Annotated in this window: 12 protein-coding genes; 6 read left to right on the top strand and 6 right to left on the bottom strand. The window is 71.4% G+C overall.

Annotated features, from left to right (window positions below):
- Nucleotides 1–26: 26 nt before the first annotated feature.
- A complete protein-coding gene (locus tag OHA68_RS08955) occupies nt 27–1,223 on the bottom strand; it encodes an esterase-like activity of phytase family protein (protein WP_327107183.1) in 1,197 nt (398 codons plus the stop codon).
- Nucleotides 1,224–1,333: 110 nt separating this feature from the next.
- On the opposite strand from OHA68_RS08955, the gene OHA68_RS08950 reads away from it, so the two are divergent.
- A complete protein-coding gene (locus OHA68_RS08950; RefSeq protein ID WP_327107182.1) occupies nt 1,334–2,296 on the top strand; it encodes an acyltransferase domain-containing protein in 963 nt (320 codons plus the stop codon).
- Between the two features lie 52 nt (nt 2,297–2,348).
- On the opposite strand, the gene OHA68_RS08945 is transcribed toward OHA68_RS08950, so the two are convergent.
- Complete coding sequence (locus tag OHA68_RS08945) at nt 2,349–3,557, bottom strand: acyltransferase family protein (RefSeq protein WP_327107181.1); 1,209 nt, start codon at nt 3,555–3,557, stop codon at nt 2,349–2,351.
- Nucleotides 3,558–3,634: 77 nt separating this feature from the next.
- Between OHA68_RS08945 and OHA68_RS08940 the strand changes: the two genes are divergently transcribed.
- The gene (locus OHA68_RS08940; RefSeq protein ID WP_225277847.1) at nt 3,635–4,234 is read left to right on the top strand and encodes a PadR family transcriptional regulator; all 600 of its coding nucleotides are present in this window, start codon (nt 3,635–3,637) and stop codon (nt 4,232–4,234) included.
- Nucleotides 4,231–5,082, top strand: a complete 852-nt coding sequence (locus tag OHA68_RS08935) for an alpha/beta fold hydrolase (RefSeq protein WP_327107180.1) — start codon at nt 4,231–4,233, stop codon at nt 5,080–5,082. The genes OHA68_RS08940 and OHA68_RS08935 overlap by 4 nt, the downstream gene beginning before the upstream one ends.
- A 124-nt stretch (nt 5,083–5,206) precedes the next feature.
- Here OHA68_RS08935 and lpdA read toward each other — a convergent pair whose 3' ends face one another.
- The gene (gene lpdA / locus OHA68_RS08930) at nt 5,207–6,586 is read right to left on the bottom strand and encodes a dihydrolipoyl dehydrogenase (protein ID WP_189142663.1); all 1,380 of its coding nucleotides are present in this window, start codon (nt 6,584–6,586) and stop codon (nt 5,207–5,209) included.
- A 52-nt stretch (nt 6,587–6,638) separates the two neighbouring features.
- Entirely contained in the window at nt 6,639–7,013 is a 375-nt protein-coding gene (locus OHA68_RS08925) for a tautomerase family protein (protein WP_327107179.1), read from the bottom strand.
- An 18-nt stretch (nt 7,014–7,031) separates the two neighbouring features.
- Here OHA68_RS08925 and OHA68_RS08920 point away from each other — a divergent pair, with 18 nt between their 5' ends.
- The 3 genes from OHA68_RS08920 to recD2 all read left to right on the top strand — a co-directional run bounded on the left by OHA68_RS08920 (nt 7,032) and on the right by recD2 (nt 11,091).
- Nucleotides 7,032–7,682: a response regulator transcription factor gene (locus OHA68_RS08920; protein WP_327107178.1), complete on the top strand. Its 651-nt coding sequence runs from the start codon at nt 7,032–7,034 to the stop codon at nt 7,680–7,682.
- Between the two features lie 6 nt (nt 7,683–7,688).
- Complete coding sequence (locus OHA68_RS08915; protein WP_327107177.1) at nt 7,689–8,741, top strand: quinone-dependent dihydroorotate dehydrogenase; 1,053 nt, start codon at nt 7,689–7,691, stop codon at nt 8,739–8,741.
- 184 nt (nt 8,742–8,925) lie between these two features.
- Complete coding sequence (recD2, locus tag OHA68_RS08910; protein WP_327107176.1) at nt 8,926–11,091, top strand: SF1B family DNA helicase RecD2; 2,166 nt, start codon at nt 8,926–8,928, stop codon at nt 11,089–11,091.
- A gap of 115 nt (nt 11,092–11,206) precedes the next feature.
- On the opposite strand, the gene OHA68_RS08905 is transcribed toward recD2, so the two are convergent.
- The gene (locus OHA68_RS08905; protein ID WP_327107175.1) at nt 11,207–12,799 is read right to left on the bottom strand and encodes a beta-N-acetylhexosaminidase; all 1,593 of its coding nucleotides are present in this window, start codon (nt 12,797–12,799) and stop codon (nt 11,207–11,209) included.
- Nucleotides 12,796–13,671 carry an N-acetylmuramoyl-L-alanine amidase gene (locus OHA68_RS08900; RefSeq protein ID WP_327107174.1) on the bottom strand — a complete coding sequence of 292 codons (876 nt, stop codon included), beginning with the start codon at nt 13,669–13,671 and terminating at the stop codon, nt 12,796–12,798. The genes OHA68_RS08905 and OHA68_RS08900 overlap by 4 nt, the downstream gene beginning before the upstream one ends.
- Between the last annotated feature and the right edge of the window lie 102 nt (nt 13,672–13,773).

Here is a 13,773-nt window from a genome sequence, read left to right as displayed (position 1 = left end):
GGCGGGTCCCGATGGTAGGCCCAGCACTACCCCCGCAGGGCGTGGCGGTCGGCCTTGAGCGGGTGGCTGAGCCGTACGGTGATGAACTCGTTGTTGTCGGCCTTGCCGGGCGTGCGGCCGGAGGAGAACGGGAAGTTGTTGTCGTTGGCGATGATCAGCGTGCGGTCGTCGAGGAGGGCCACGTCCTCGATCGTCTCGAACGGGAAGCGGAAGGTCTCGCCGAAGCCGCCGAGGCCCTGGGGATTGGCCACGTCGAGCAGGTCGGCCACGAGCGTCTTGTCCAGCGCCCCGTCGCGGTCGCGGTCCCGGGTGTCGGCGAGGTAGACCCGCTTGACCTGGGCCGCGTCGCCCTGGGCGCCGTCCCGCTCGATGATCAGGAAGCGGTGCCGGTCGACGGCGATGGCGTCGCCGATGGCGTGGTTCGCGGCGTCCAGCTTGTAGGCCCAGCGCTTGTTCGTGTAACGCTTCTTCCGCACGTCGAACTCGTACATTCGCAGCGTGCCCGCCGGGTCGCCGCTGACGGTGCCTTCGAGCAGCGGGTGGAGGCGCTTGCCGTCGACCGACTCGGCCATACCCTCGAAGCCCTTGCTGCGGCCCAGATTGGGCTGGGCGCCGTTGAGGAACGGGTTCTCCGGAGCCTGTACGCCGGGCAGCGGCACGGGTGCGTCGAGCAGCTTGCCCGAGGAGGAGAAGTGCAGCACGAACGGGCCGAACTCGTCGCCGATCCAGTAGGTGCCGTCGGCGGCGCGGACGATCGACTCCACGTCGAAGTCGGCGCCGGTGAGCTTGCGGTCCTCGCGGGTCAGCGGGAAGGTGATGCGGCGGTCGGGGTCGCTCAGGTCGAACCCGCCGAGCACCTTCACCGCGCCGGTACGCAGGTCGGGCCGGACCTGGTGCACCCGGAGCAGGAAGTCGGCGCTGTTGGCCTTGGCGCCGAAGCCGTTGTCGGACAGCATGTCGTAGACGCCGCCGCCCCGGCGCACGATGCCGCTGAACCCCTGCACGGGCTGCCCGGCGAAGGGCGGGGTGAGCCCGTTGACCGGCGCGGTGCCGAGGGCGGCGCCGGACGCCTCGCTGCCGGGGACGAAGGTCTCGGCGGGGAGGGTGGCGAACCCGGTCAGGGTGGCCCTGCCGAACTCGCGGGGCTCGGGGGTGGCCGCGGCGGGGGCGGCGAGGCCGCTGACCAGCGCGGCAGCGCCGAGGGCGATCAGTGCACGTCTCATGCGCGGCACGCTAACCAGATCGGATTAATCGCCACAAAACACCAGGCATCTCCCCGAGGAACATCCCCACGAGGCATGATCACTAGGAAGGAACGAGAGGAGCAACGCCGGTGCCCACCCCCCTCGCCATACTCCGCGCGGACCCTCGGACGGCTGCCTGGCTGGCCGCCCTGGAGGCTGACGGCCCCCCGGACGTCGAGATCGTCCTGCCGACCCTCGAGACCCTGCTGGACCTCGCCGTGCCCCACGAGGATGTCAACCCGCTCCTGGCGCTGGCCGGGGACCTGCGGGCCGACCCCGAGCTCTGGTGGCTGCTGCGGCGCTGCGTCCAGCGGCTGGTGCGCGGCATCGGGGCCATCGACGACCCCTTCGAGCTGCCCTTACTGCCGGACGAACTGGGCGCGCTGGGCCGTTACTTCCACGCCTACGTCTTCATCGCGGCGCTGCCGTACGTGCGGGCTTATCACCGCGAACGGGACATCTCCGCCGAGGTCTCCCGGCGCACCCTCGCCGACCTCGGCCGCAACCTCGCCGTGCACCGCAGGCGGCACGGCGTCGGCGGCGTCCTCCATACCGGCTGGCTCAAGCTGCACTTCCGTGGCGAGGTCTACCAGTTGGGCCGGTTGCAGTTCCAGCGGGTGACCCTCGGCTCGCGCATGGGGGCGGCGGCGTCCCTCGGTCCAGGAGCCCCCGCCCTCAGCCTGCACATCCCGGACTTCTCCGGCCCGTTGACGCCCGCCGCCTGCGACGACTCGCTGGCCCGAGCCCGCGCGTTCTTCCCTCGCCACTTCCCCGAGGAGCCGTACACCGTCGCCATCTGCCATTCCTGGCTGCTCGACCCGCAACTGGCCGATCACCTGCCGGACAGCTCGAACATCGTCGGCTTCCAGCGCCGCTTCCGCCCCGGCTACCGGGACGAGCACGCCAGCGACGGGCCGATCGAGTTCGTCTTCGGCGATCCCGCCCTGCCGGTGGACGCGCTGACCCCCCGGACCACGCTGGAACACGCGATCGTCGACCACCTGCGAGCCGGCGGCCACTGGCACACCGGCAACGGCTGGTTCCCGCTCTGACGGTAAGCGGCCCCGCGCGGCCGGCCGCCAGGGGTTGGTTCCGCCTTTACGGTCACCGGCCCCGCGCGGCCAGTCGCCGTCCGACGCGCTGCGCCGGAACCTCGACCAGCCGGTACGTCACCGCCGCGCACCCCAGCAGCACCGCGAGCGTCACCACACCCAAGCCCACCCGGTACGGCCAGGCGACCGACGCCGGATCGGCGAGCAGCCCGTCGACGATCTCCAGCAGGATCGGGTGGATCAGGTAGACCGAGTAGCTGACCATCCCGAGCCACGCCCACCCGGCCGGCACCCGGCGCTCGGCCAGCAGCATCCCGGCCGCGAAGGTCGCCCAGGCGGCCACCACCGTGATCACCCAGGCCCAGGGGAAGCTCTGGCCGTGCCAGATCCCCGCGCCGACGGCCGCCACCGGCACACTCCCGGCCAGGGCGAACGCCCGCGGCCCGCCGAGCCCGCCCGACCTGGCCCGGTAGAGCGCCGTACCGGCGAACATGGTGGCCAGGATGACCAGGCTCTGCCAGGCGGGGAGCCGCCCGTTCAAGGCGATCAGCCCCAGCGGGACCACCCCCAGCACCACCGCCCCCGCCCGCCGCAGGACAGGGCGCGAGCTCAGCACCCCCGCCAGCCCGCAGCCCACCAGCGCGATCACCGCCAGGACGGTCACCAGCGTGGCGTCCGCGCCCCGCGACAGCAGCGCCGAGGGCAGCACCCCGCCCGCCGCCACGGCCACCACCCCGAACCCACAGGCGATCTCCGCGCTGCGCAACTGCGCCCTGACCAGGTAGAGCGCCGTGACCAGCAGGTAGAAGGCCATCTCGTACGAGAGCGTCCACAGCACGTTGACCAGGTTGGGCACGTTCAGGAGATCCTGGAGCATCGTGAGGTGCCCGAGGATCGCCGAGGCGGGCCGGTCCGTCAGCAGCCGGTGCAGCGGGTCGAAGCCGGTGAGCCCCAGCAGCAGGGCGGCGGCCACCACCACGGCCCACAGCGGGTAGAGCCGGAACGCGCGGCCGATCCAGAAGCCGGACACGCTGCCGCGACGTTCCAGCGAGGCCGGGATGACGTAGCCGCTGACGAGGAAGAACACCATGACGCCGTACATCCCGGCGTCGAACCAGGGGCCGGTGACTCCGCGCAGCTCCGGGTAGAGCGGGTCGAGCGCGTGCTCGTACACCACCACAAGGGCGGCCAGGCCGCGTAACCCGTCCAGCCAGCCCAGCCGGCTCCGGGGGCGCGCGTCGGAAATGACCCTACTTGTCATGGCCGAACGACCTTATCTTAGTTGACATCGACTATTTGAAGTCGGATAGTTGGTCATGACTAAGAGGAGTGGGTTCGGTGAAGAAGCGGAAGGTGGCCAACCCGCTGGCCCTGGCGGTGCTGGCCTGGCTGATGAGAGAGCCGACGCACCCGTACGAGCTGGGCAGGCGGCTGCAGGAGAGCGGCCAGGACCGCAACATCAAGTACAACCGCGGCTCGCTCTACATGGTCGTCGAGCAGCTGCGCAAGGCCGGGTTCATCGCCGAGCAGGCCACCGTGCGCGACACCCAGCGGCCCGAGCGCACCCTCTACGCGCTCACCGATGAGGGCCGCGCCGAGTTCTACGACTGGATGCGGGAGCTGGTCAGCGAGCCGCAGCACGAATATCCCCGGTTCGGGGTGGCGCTGTCGCTGCTGAGCGTGCTCTCGCCCGAGGAGTCCGCCGAGCTGCTGCGGCAGCGGTCGCGGGCCCTGGACGGCGAGATCGGCCAGATCCGTGACCTGGTGCGCGGCGCGACCGAGCAGGGAGTGGGCTGGGTGTTCCTGATCGAGGAGGACTACCGGCTGGCCCTGCTGGAGGCCGAGCGCCGCTTCGTCGCGGGGCTGGTCGAGTCACTGGAGCAACCGGACTATGTCCGGACTTGGCAGGAGTTCTTCGCCCGAGAGGAGAGACCATGACGATCGCGACCGAGACCGGTCACGTGACCTCCGCCGACGGCACCGTCATCGGCTACCACCGGCTCGGCGCCGGCCCGGCCGTGGTGGTGCTGCACGGCCAGATGGAGTCCGCGCACAGCCACCGGCAACTGGCCGAGGCCCTGGCCGGCACCCACACGGTCTATCTGCCCGACCGTCGGGGCCGTGGGCTGAGCGGCCCCTATGGCGCGGGACACGGCGTCGAGCGCGAGGTCGAAGACCTGGCCGCGGTCCTGACGGCGGCGCATGCCCACTGGGTCTTCGGGGTCAGCGTCGGCGCCCTCGTCGCGCTCCGCGCCGCGACCACGCTGCCGGCCGTCCGCAAGGTGGCCGTGTACGAGCCGCCGCTGTTCGCCGACGGCCCCGCGCCCACCGACTGGGTGGCCCGCTACGAGCGGGAGATGGCCGCGGGCAGGGTCGCGGCGGCGCTCGTCACCGCCATGCGGGCGGCGCGGATGGGGCCGTCGATCTTCCGGGCCATGCCACGGCCGCTGCTGGAGCTCCTGACCGGCCGGATGCTGGCGGCGCAGGACGGCAAGGCCGGGCCGGGCGACGTCACCATGCGGATGCTCGCGCCGACCCTGCGCCAGGAGGCGGCCCTGGTCGCCGAGCTGGCGCAGAGCCAGCGGAACGTGCCCGCGGACACCCTCCTGCTCGGCGGCGGCCGGAGCCCCGCCTACCTGAAGGCCGCGCTCGACGCCCTGGAGCGGGCCATACCGAAGGCCAGGCGGGTCGAGTTCGCGGGCCTGGACCACGGCGGCTCCGGCAACACCGACCTGGGCGGCAGGCCGGAGCGGGTGGCGGACGAACTACGCCACTTCTTCACCTGACAAACCAGGCACACACCATCCCGAACGTCGGCGCTTGGCGAAGGTCGGCGCCGTCGCGCTCATCGGTGCGGGGCGGATCGGCGCGGGTCCCGCACCGATCACTGATCTCCGCGGCGGCCTCGGCTCACATGTTGATCATGTGACCGGCCAGGCCGTGGATCGCCTCCTTGACCGCCTCGCCGAGGGTCGGGTGGGCGTGCACGTTACGGCCGAGCTCGTGCACCGTGAGGTCCCACTGCTGGGCCAGCGTCAGCTCGGGCAGCAGCTCGGTGACCTCGGGCCCGATCAGGTGGGCGCCGAGCAGCTCGCCGTGCTCGCCGTCGCTGAGGATCTTGACGAAGCCGGTCGGGTCGCCCAGGCCGTGCGCCTTGCCGTTGGCGGTGAACGGGAACTTCATCACCTTGACGTCATAGCCCAGGTCGCGGGCCTGCGCCTCGGTGTGCCCGAAGCTGGCCACCTGCGGCTGGCAGTAGGTGGCGCGCGGGATCATGACGTAGTCGAGCTCCATGGTCTCGGCCCCCGCGATGGTCTCCGCGGCGATGACGCCCATCGCCTCCGCGGCGTGGGCCAGCATGAGCTTGGCGGTGACGTCGCCGATCGCGAAGATGTGCGGCACGTTGGTGCGCAGCCGGCCGTCGACCGCGATGGCGCCCCGGTCGGTGAGGGCGACGCCGGTCTTCTCCAGGCCGTAGCCGTCGACCCGCGGCTGGAAGCCGATCGCCTGCATGACCTTGTCGGCCTCGAGCACCTGCTGCTGCCCGTCACGGGAGACGGTCACCTTGACCGAGGAGCCGGTGTCCTCGATGTTCTCGACGCGGGTGGAGGTGAGCACCTCGATGCCGAGCCGCTTGTAGCGCTTGGCCAGCTCGGTGGAGACCTCCACGTCCTCCAGGGGCACGACCCGGTCGAGGAACTCCACGATCGTCACCTTGACGCCGTAGTTGTGCAGCACGTACGCGAACTCCACGCCGATCGCGCCCGCGCCCGCGATGATGATGCTCTCCGGCAGCTCCTCGGCGAGGATCTGCTCTTCGTACGTCACCACCCGCTCCGACAGCGACGTGCCGGGGATCAGCCTGGTGGTGGCGCCGGTGGCGATGATGCAGTTGTCGAAGGTGATCGTCTCGTCGTTCACCTGCAGCGTGTTGGCGTCAAGGAAGGTGCCGCGGCCGTCGTACTCCTTGATGGAGTTCTTCTTCATCAGGTAGTGGATGCCCTTGACCCGGCCGTCCGCCACCTTGCGGCTGCGCGAGAACGCCGCGCCGTAGTCGAAGGTGACCTCGCCGCTGATGCCGAAGGTCTTGGCCTCGTGGTTGAAGATGTGGGCCAGCTCGGCGTTGCGCAGGAGCGCCTTGGACGGGATGCAGCCCACGTTCAGGCAGACGCCACCCCAGTATTTCTCCTCGATGACCGCTGCGCGCAGGCCGAGCTGGGCGGCGCGAACCGCTGCCGTGTATCCCCCCGGCCCCGCGCCGAGAACGACGACGTCATAGTGAGTGCTCATGAGTCGGACCATATCGCTCGCCCAGGTGCGCGCTTGACCCTCACCCCTGTGGCTAGACCTCCACGTTGTACGGCAAGTGCAGCTCGTCCGCCGGAACTCCGCGAATGCCCCAGTTCGTCCTAGGCATCTCGATGATCGTGATCTCCACGTCGGCCGCGGGGTAGGGCAGAGTCTCGTAGATCGTCCGGATCAGGGTGCGTTTGGCGTGGTCGCTGCGGCCGGTGAAACAGAGCACCTCGATGATCAGATAGCCCTCGCCGCGCTGCGGGCAGATGAGATCGTCGGCGTCCAGCAGGAGGAAGCGGTGGAACCTCTTGTCCTCCGGCAACTCCCAGGCGCTGACCAGGCACGAGTGCAGCAGATCCGACACCTCTCGCTGCCGCCCCGCCCACACGTCCCGGCGCCCGTAGACCTTCAACTGAGCCATGTCGGTCACTATAGACAGGTGATTCGCCTACTGCTCGCCGACGACGAAGCCATGATCCGCGCCGGCATCCGGGCCATCCTGGCCTCGGACCCGGAGCTCGACGTGGTCGCCGAGGCCGCCGACGGGCGGGAGGCGGTCGACCTGGCCATCAGCCACCACCCCGACGTGGCGCTGCTGGACATCCGGATGCCGCGGCTCGACGGGCTCGCGGCGGCGGCCGAGATCGGCCGGGCCGCGCCGGAGGTGGCCGTGGTGATGCTGACCACATTCGGCGAGGACGACTACATCGCCAAGGCGCTCGACGTGGGGGCGAGCGGATTCCTGCTCAAGTCCGGCGACCCGCGCGAGCTCATCGCCGGGGTGCACGCCGTCGCGGACGGCGCCGCCTACCTGTCGCCCAAGGTCGCCCGGCGCGTCATCACCCAGTTCGCCGGCGGGCGCATGGCACGCGGCGCCGCCGCCCGCGACCGCATCGGGGGCCTCACCGAACGCGAGCGGGAAGTGCTCGCCCTCGTCGGCGCCGGACTGTCCAACGCGGAGATCGCCCGGCGGCTGCACATCGTGGAAGGCACCGTGAAGGCGTACGTGAGCACCATCCTCACCCGGCTCGACGTGCGCAACCGCGTCCAGGCCGCGATCGTCGCGCACGAAGCCGGATTGGTAGCCTGACCTGTGATGTATCGCCTCCTGTTCACCTGGGTCCTGCGCCGCCTCGACGCCGAGACCGTGCACCACCGGACCGTCAGGGCCCTCGCGCTGCTCGCCAGGCTGCCCCTGCTCAAGCGACTTCTGCACCGGGTGCTCGCACCGCACGATCCCATCCTGCGGGTGAGCGCCTTCGGGGTGCACTTCCCCGGCCCGCTCGGCCTGGCCGCCGGATTCGACAAGGACGCCGCCTGCGCCGAGGGGATCGCCGCGCTGGGCTTCTCGCACGTCGAGGTCGGCACCATCACCGCGCACGCGCAGCCGGGCAACCCCCGCCCCCGGCTGTTCCGGCTGGTGCCGGAGCGGGCGGTCGTCAACCGGATGGGGTTCAACAACGCCGGGGCCACGGCCGCCGCCCGCAGGCTGCGCCGCACCCGCGGGGTGCCGGTCGTGGTGGGCGTCAACATCGGCAAGACCAAGGTGGTGCCCGAATCCGAGGCGGCCGCCGACTACGTGGCCAGCGCCAGGAAGCTCGCGCCGCTGGCCGACTATCTGGTGGTCAACGTCAGCTCGCCCAACACGCCCGGCCTGCGCGACCTGCAGGCCGTCTCGCTGCTGCGCCCGCTGCTGACGGCGGTCAAGGAGGTCGCCGACGGCACCCCCCGCCGCACCCCGCTGCTCGTCAAGATCGCTCCGGACCTGGCGGACGAGGACGTCGACGCCGTCGCCGCCCTGGCCCTGGAGCTCGGGCTCGACGGGATCATCGCCACCAACACCACGATCAAGCACAGCGGCGAGACGGGCGGCCTGTCGGGCCGACCGCTCAAGGCCCGCTCCCTCGAAGTGCTGCGCCGCCTGCGCGCCAAGGTGGGCGACCGCATCGTGCTGGTGTCGGTCGGCGGCGTGGAGGACGTGGACGACGTCTGGGAGCGCCTGCTGGCCGGGGCGACGCTGGTGCAGGGCTACACCGGCTGGATCTACGGCGGGCCGCTGTGGGCCGCCCGCATCCACCGCCAACTCGCCCGCCGCGCCCGCCGGCACCGCGTGTCCACCATCACCGACATCATCGGCCGCACGGCATAGCCATGACGCTCGCCCGGCGCGACCACCTGCCGTCGTACGGCACGGGCATGGCGCTCGACCGGCGTGCCCACCTGCTGTACGCGCGTCTCGTACGGTCGGCTGCCCCCGTGCGGCGCGGGACTGTCGTAGCGGGAGGTTAGTGTCCGTGCGTCGGAAGGATGCCGGCGATGGCGGGGAGTTCAGCGTGACCGCGCTCGCGAGACCGGAGCAGGCGGAGGTGGAGGCCTCCGTCGAGCAACTGCTGCACGTCGGCGAGGACGACTACACGGTGGCCCGGATGAGCTCCGACGACGCCGGGGCCTTCGTCGCCGCCGGGCGGGCGCTCGGCGGAGTCCAGCCGGGGGAGCGGCTGCTGCTGTCCGGCGAGTGGGGCGAGCATCCCCGCTACGGCGGCCGGCTGCAGGTCAAGGGGTGCGAGCGGGTGGCGCCGTCCACCGTCCGCGCCATCACCCTCTACCTCGGGTCCGGCCTGATCCGGGGCGTGGGCCCCCGGCTGGCGCACGCCATCGTGAGCCACTTCGGCGAGCAGACGCTCAAGGTCATCGACGCCGAGCCGGAGCGCCTGCGTGAGGTCGTCAACATCGGCGCCATCCGGCAGGCGCAGATCGTCGAGGCGTGGGCCGAGCAGAAGTCCGTCGCCGAGCTGATGGTCGCGCTGCAGGGCTTCGGCGTCAGCCCCCTGCTCGCCACCAAGATCTACCAGTCGTACGGTCACGACGCGCTGCGGGTCCTGACCACCGACCCCTACCAGCTGGTGGGCCGGGTGCGGGGGATCGCCTTCCACACCGCCGACCGCATCGCGCTGCGGTCCGGAGTGCCGGCGAGCAGCGGGCAGCGGATCAAGGCGGCGGTCGTGGACCGGCTGGAGGCGGCGGCGGCCGGCGGCGGACACTGCTTCCTCGCGCTGCGGGCCCTGGTCGCCCAGGTGTCGGTCCTGGTCGAGCAGGACGAGGAGCCGATCAGGCGAGCCATCGACGCGCTGCACGCCGAGCGCCGGGTGGTCGTGGAGGCGTCCATGACCGACGCGAGCCAGGCGGTCGTCTACGGCAAGCAGGAGCACAGCCGGGAGGTGGCGCTGGCCGCCCAGCTGGCCAGGCTCTTCCAGGCGCGCTCGACGCTGCGGCTGCGGCCCTTCGCGGAGGACCAGCGGCTGCACGAGGACCAGCGCGCCGCCGTCAACCTGGTGCTGACCAGCACCGTGTCCGTGCTGACGGGCGGTCCTGGCTGCGGCAAGAGCCACACCGTCGCGGCCATCGCCGCCACGGTACGGGCGATGGGCGGCAGGGTGACGCTGGCCGCCCCGACGGGTAAGGCCGCCAAGCGCCTCTCGGAGCTCACCGGCCTGCCCGCGATGACGGTCCACCGGATGCTCGCCCAGCAGCCCGACCTGGCGGACGGGATGCTGTTCCAGGAGGTCCCCGCCGAGGCGGATCTCATCGTGGTGGACGAGGCGTCCATGCTGGACCTGCAGCTGGCCACCCGGCTGACGGCCGCCATCCCGTCCGGCAGCCACCTGCTGCTCGTCGGCGACAGTGACCAGTTGCCCAGCATCGGGCCCGGCAGGGTGCTGGCCGACGTGCTCAGCGTGGCGGAGATCCCCCGCATCCGGCTGACCCACGTCTTCCGGCAGGCGCAGGACAGCGGCATCGTCCAGGCCGCCCACCGGATCCGGGGCGGCGAGCTGCCGTTCCTGCCGGGCGGGGGCGGCTTCTGGTTCGAGGAGCTGGACGACCCGGCGGCGGTGGCCGAGCGGGTGATCCACCTGGCGACCGAGGCGATCCCCAGAAAGCAGGGCATCCGCCCCGAGCAGGTCCAGGTCCTGTGCCCGATGCGCAAGGGCGCGACCGGCACCATCGAGCTCGGCCGCACCCTCCAGGACCGCCTCAACCCGCCCAGGGACGACGTCGACGAGCACTGGTACGGCTCCACGGTCTTCCGGGTGGGCGACCGGGTCATGTCCATCCGCAACAACTACGACAAAGGCATCTTCAACGGCGAGATAGCCACCGTCACCGGGATCAACCCGAGAGACCGGCTGACCGAGCTCCTGACGGACGACGCCCACAAGGTCGAGTACGCCTTCGACGAGCTGGACGAGCTCACCCACGCCTACGCCATCAGCGTCCACCGCTCCCAGGGCAGCGAATACCCCTTCGTCGTCGCCCCCATCGTCGCCGAATCGGGCGGCATCATGCTCCGCCGCCGCCTCCTCTACACCCTCATCACCAGGGCGAAGACCTGGGTGGTCCTGGTGGGCCAGCGAGAAGCCCTGGAACTGGCCGTACGCCGCCTCGGCGACAGACGGAACACCGCCCTCCCACACCGCCTGACCATACTGACCGACTCCTGAACCGCCCGCTCACGCCGACTCCTGAACCGGCGTTCGCGCCGACTCCTGAACCGCCCGCTCACGCCGACTCCTGAACCGGCTGCTCGCGCCGTACAGGAAGGGTTGTCGTGGTGGGTCAGACGCTTGGGCGGGTTGATTCCGCGTCGAGGGTCATCTCGTCGATGCGGTCCATCACCGCCGACACGTCGATCATGCCCGGCCGGTGCGGCCGGCGGCGCTGCCAGGGGTGCGGGCCCGCCGGCGGCCGGTACTCGACGCCGAGCGCGTCCAACCGGCCCAGGTGCGCGTCGAGCCGCCCGTCGAAGTCGTCGCGCGGCCCCCAGGCGATCTCGGCGACCGCGCAGGCGCGCGGCCACAGCCGGTAGTCCATGGTCCGGGCGTCCGGCACCCGTTCGGTCCAGAGCTGCGCCTGTACGCCCAGCACGTGGGATCGCTCGTCGGGGGACCAGTCGGCGGGGGCGGGGTCGAAGGCGGCCACGTCGGCGACGGTGATGGTCTCGCCGATCGCCATCGGCTCCTCGGCGGAGGCCGCCTCGGCGTAGTCGAGGTAGAGCGGGAAGACGGAGGTGGCGACCACGTCGTGGCCCGCGGCGGCGGCGCGGCGGCCGACGTTCATGCCCCGCCAGGGCATCACGACGGTGTCCTGCCGGAGGCCGCCGCTGACGAACGCCTCGTCCCAGACCACGGCGCGCGAGCCCCGCTCGGCCAGCGCGTCGGCGAGCTGCCGCAGGAACCAGGCCTGGAGGTCGTTGGCCGAGGCCAGGCCGAGGGACTCGCGGTAGGCGACGATCTCGGGGGAGGAGGTCCAGCGGTCCAGCACGACCTCGTCGCCGCCGATGTGCACGTACGGGGTGTCGCCGAGGGCTTCGAGGAGCTCGTCGAAGATCGTGGTGAGGAACTCGACGGTGGCCGGGAGCGGCGACAGGATGGCGGGGGAGATGCCCCAGCGGTCCATCACCCGGTGGGGCTCGCCCGTGACGCCGAGCGACGGGTAGGCGGCCAGGATCGCCGACGCGTGGCCGGGCACGTCGATCTCGGGGACGATCGTGACGGCGCGGGCGCGGGCGTACGCGGCGAGCTCGGCCAGGTCGGCGAGGCTGTAGTAGCCGCCGTGCGGGACGTCGTCGTAGGCCTCGTCCTCGCGGTAGAAGTGGACGGCGGTGCGCGGCCGGTGCGAGGAGATCTCGTGCAGCAGCGGGTAGGCCCGGCTCTCCACCCGCCACCCCTGGTCGTCGGCCAGGTGCAGGTGCAGGTGGTTGAGCTTGTGCACGGCCATCAGGTCGACCAGACGCATGATCTCCCGCTTGGGGAAGAAGTGCCTGGCCACGTCGAGGTGCAGGCCGCGCCACGGGAAGCGGGGCGCGTCCTCGATCCGGACGCCGGGCACGGTCCACGGCCCTCGCGCCGTGACGCGGTAGGAGGCGTCGGGCAGGAGCTGGTGCAGCGACTGGGCGGCGTAGAAGGCGCCGGCCGGGCCGCCCGTGGTGATCTCGATCCCGCGCGAGCCTGCGATCAGCCGGTAGCCCTCGACGCCGAGCGCCGGGTCGTGCCTGGTGGCGATCGCGCCGTCGTCGCCGGGCCGCAGGTCGAGCATGGGCAGCGCGGTCCGTACCGGCTCTATCAGAGTGTCTGGCCCGGAGATGGTGGCACCCGCGGCCAGGTCGTAGGAGCCGGACAGGGGATTGAGCACCTTCGGGCGAGGAATCATGGATTGAGATACTGCTGCAAACCGTTGGCCAAAGCCAGGGCGATCCGCTGCCGGAAGCGCGGGTCCTGGAACTTGGCCGCCTCGGTCGGGTTCTTCATGTTGCCCGCTTCGAGGAAGATCTTCGGCACGGTCGAGAGGTTGAGGCCGCCCAGGTCGTTGCGGTAGTTGAGGGCCTTGGTGCCGATGTAGGTGGAGTAGGGCAGGCCGGTGCCCTTACGGAAGGCGTCGCGTACGGTCACCCCGAGCTTGCTGGAGGCGTTCACGACCGGGTCTACCGGACCGTTGATCTTCTTCGGCATGATGATGTGGAAGCCGTGGTTGCGCGTCGCCGAGCCGTCGGCGTGGACCGAGATCGCGGCGTCGGCCTTGTTGCGGTTGCCGATGGCGGCCCGCTGGGTGATGCACGGCCCCACACCCGTGTTGCTGGACCTGGTCAGCTTGACCGCGGCCCCCCGGCTCTTCAGGATCTTGGCGAGCCGGTTGGAGACGTCCCAGGTGAAGGCCGCCTCGGAGTAGCCGCTGGCGGTGGCGGTGCCGGTGGTGTCACAGGCCTTCCACTGCGTCAGCACGTTGACCTTGCGGTTGATGGCCTTCGGATCGCGGAAGTTGCCGCCGTTGTGGCCGGGGTCGATGACCACGACCTTGCCGCCGAGCGGCTTGGCGGCGGGCTCGTCGGCGGCCGGCGCGGGCCTGGAGGCCACGCCGGTGCCGTCGGCCTGGGGCTTGGCGGCCTGGCCCGTCGATGCGGCGGTGGCTCGCGCCGTGGCCTGCTCGGCGGCCTGACCTGCCGTGGACCCGCTGGACGCGGCGCCGCCGCACGCGCAGACGATCAGGCCGCACGCGGCGAGGACGGAGGCTGGTAGAGCACGCATGGGCTCCAACCTACGTCAAGCCCGCCCCCGGCCTCCGGCGAACGCGCCGAACGCGCCGAACGCGCCGAACCACCACACCACACCCCAGCCTCCGCCGAACGG

Origin of the sequence: Nonomuraea glycinis (genome assembly GCF_035920485.1) — a bacterium.
In the GTDB taxonomy this organism is placed as follows: domain Bacteria; phylum Actinomycetota; class Actinomycetes; order Streptosporangiales; family Streptosporangiaceae; genus Nonomuraea; species Nonomuraea glycinis.
Note: the sequence above shows the minus strand (reverse complement) of the source record. Positions and strands in the feature narration are given on the sequence as shown.

Excerpts from the sequence above, each read along its gene's own strand:
- OHA68_RS08955 (WP_327107183.1), bottom strand. The coding sequence starts at position 1,223 with ATGAGACGTGCACTGATCGCCCTCGGCGCTGCCGCGCTGGTCAGCGGC.
- OHA68_RS08945 (WP_327107181.1), bottom strand. The coding sequence starts at position 3,557 with ATGACAAGTAGGGTCATTTCCGACGCGCGCCCCCGGAGCCGGCTGGGC.
- OHA68_RS08935 (WP_327107180.1), top strand. The coding sequence starts at position 4,231 with ATGACGATCGCGACCGAGACCGGTCACGTGACCTCCGCCGACGGCACC.
- lpdA (WP_189142663.1), bottom strand. The coding sequence starts at position 6,586 with ATGAGCACTCACTATGACGTCGTCGTTCTCGGCGCGGGGCCGGGGGGA.
- OHA68_RS08925 (WP_327107179.1), bottom strand. The coding sequence starts at position 7,013 with ATGGCTCAGTTGAAGGTCTACGGGCGCCGGGACGTGTGGGCGGGGCGG.
- OHA68_RS08915 (WP_327107177.1), top strand. The coding sequence starts at position 7,689 with ATGTATCGCCTCCTGTTCACCTGGGTCCTGCGCCGCCTCGACGCCGAG.
- OHA68_RS08905 (WP_327107175.1), bottom strand. The coding sequence starts at position 12,799 with ATGATTCCTCGCCCGAAGGTGCTCAATCCCCTGTCCGGCTCCTACGAC.
- OHA68_RS08900 (WP_327107174.1), bottom strand. The coding sequence starts at position 13,671 with ATGCGTGCTCTACCAGCCTCCGTCCTCGCCGCGTGCGGCCTGATCGTC.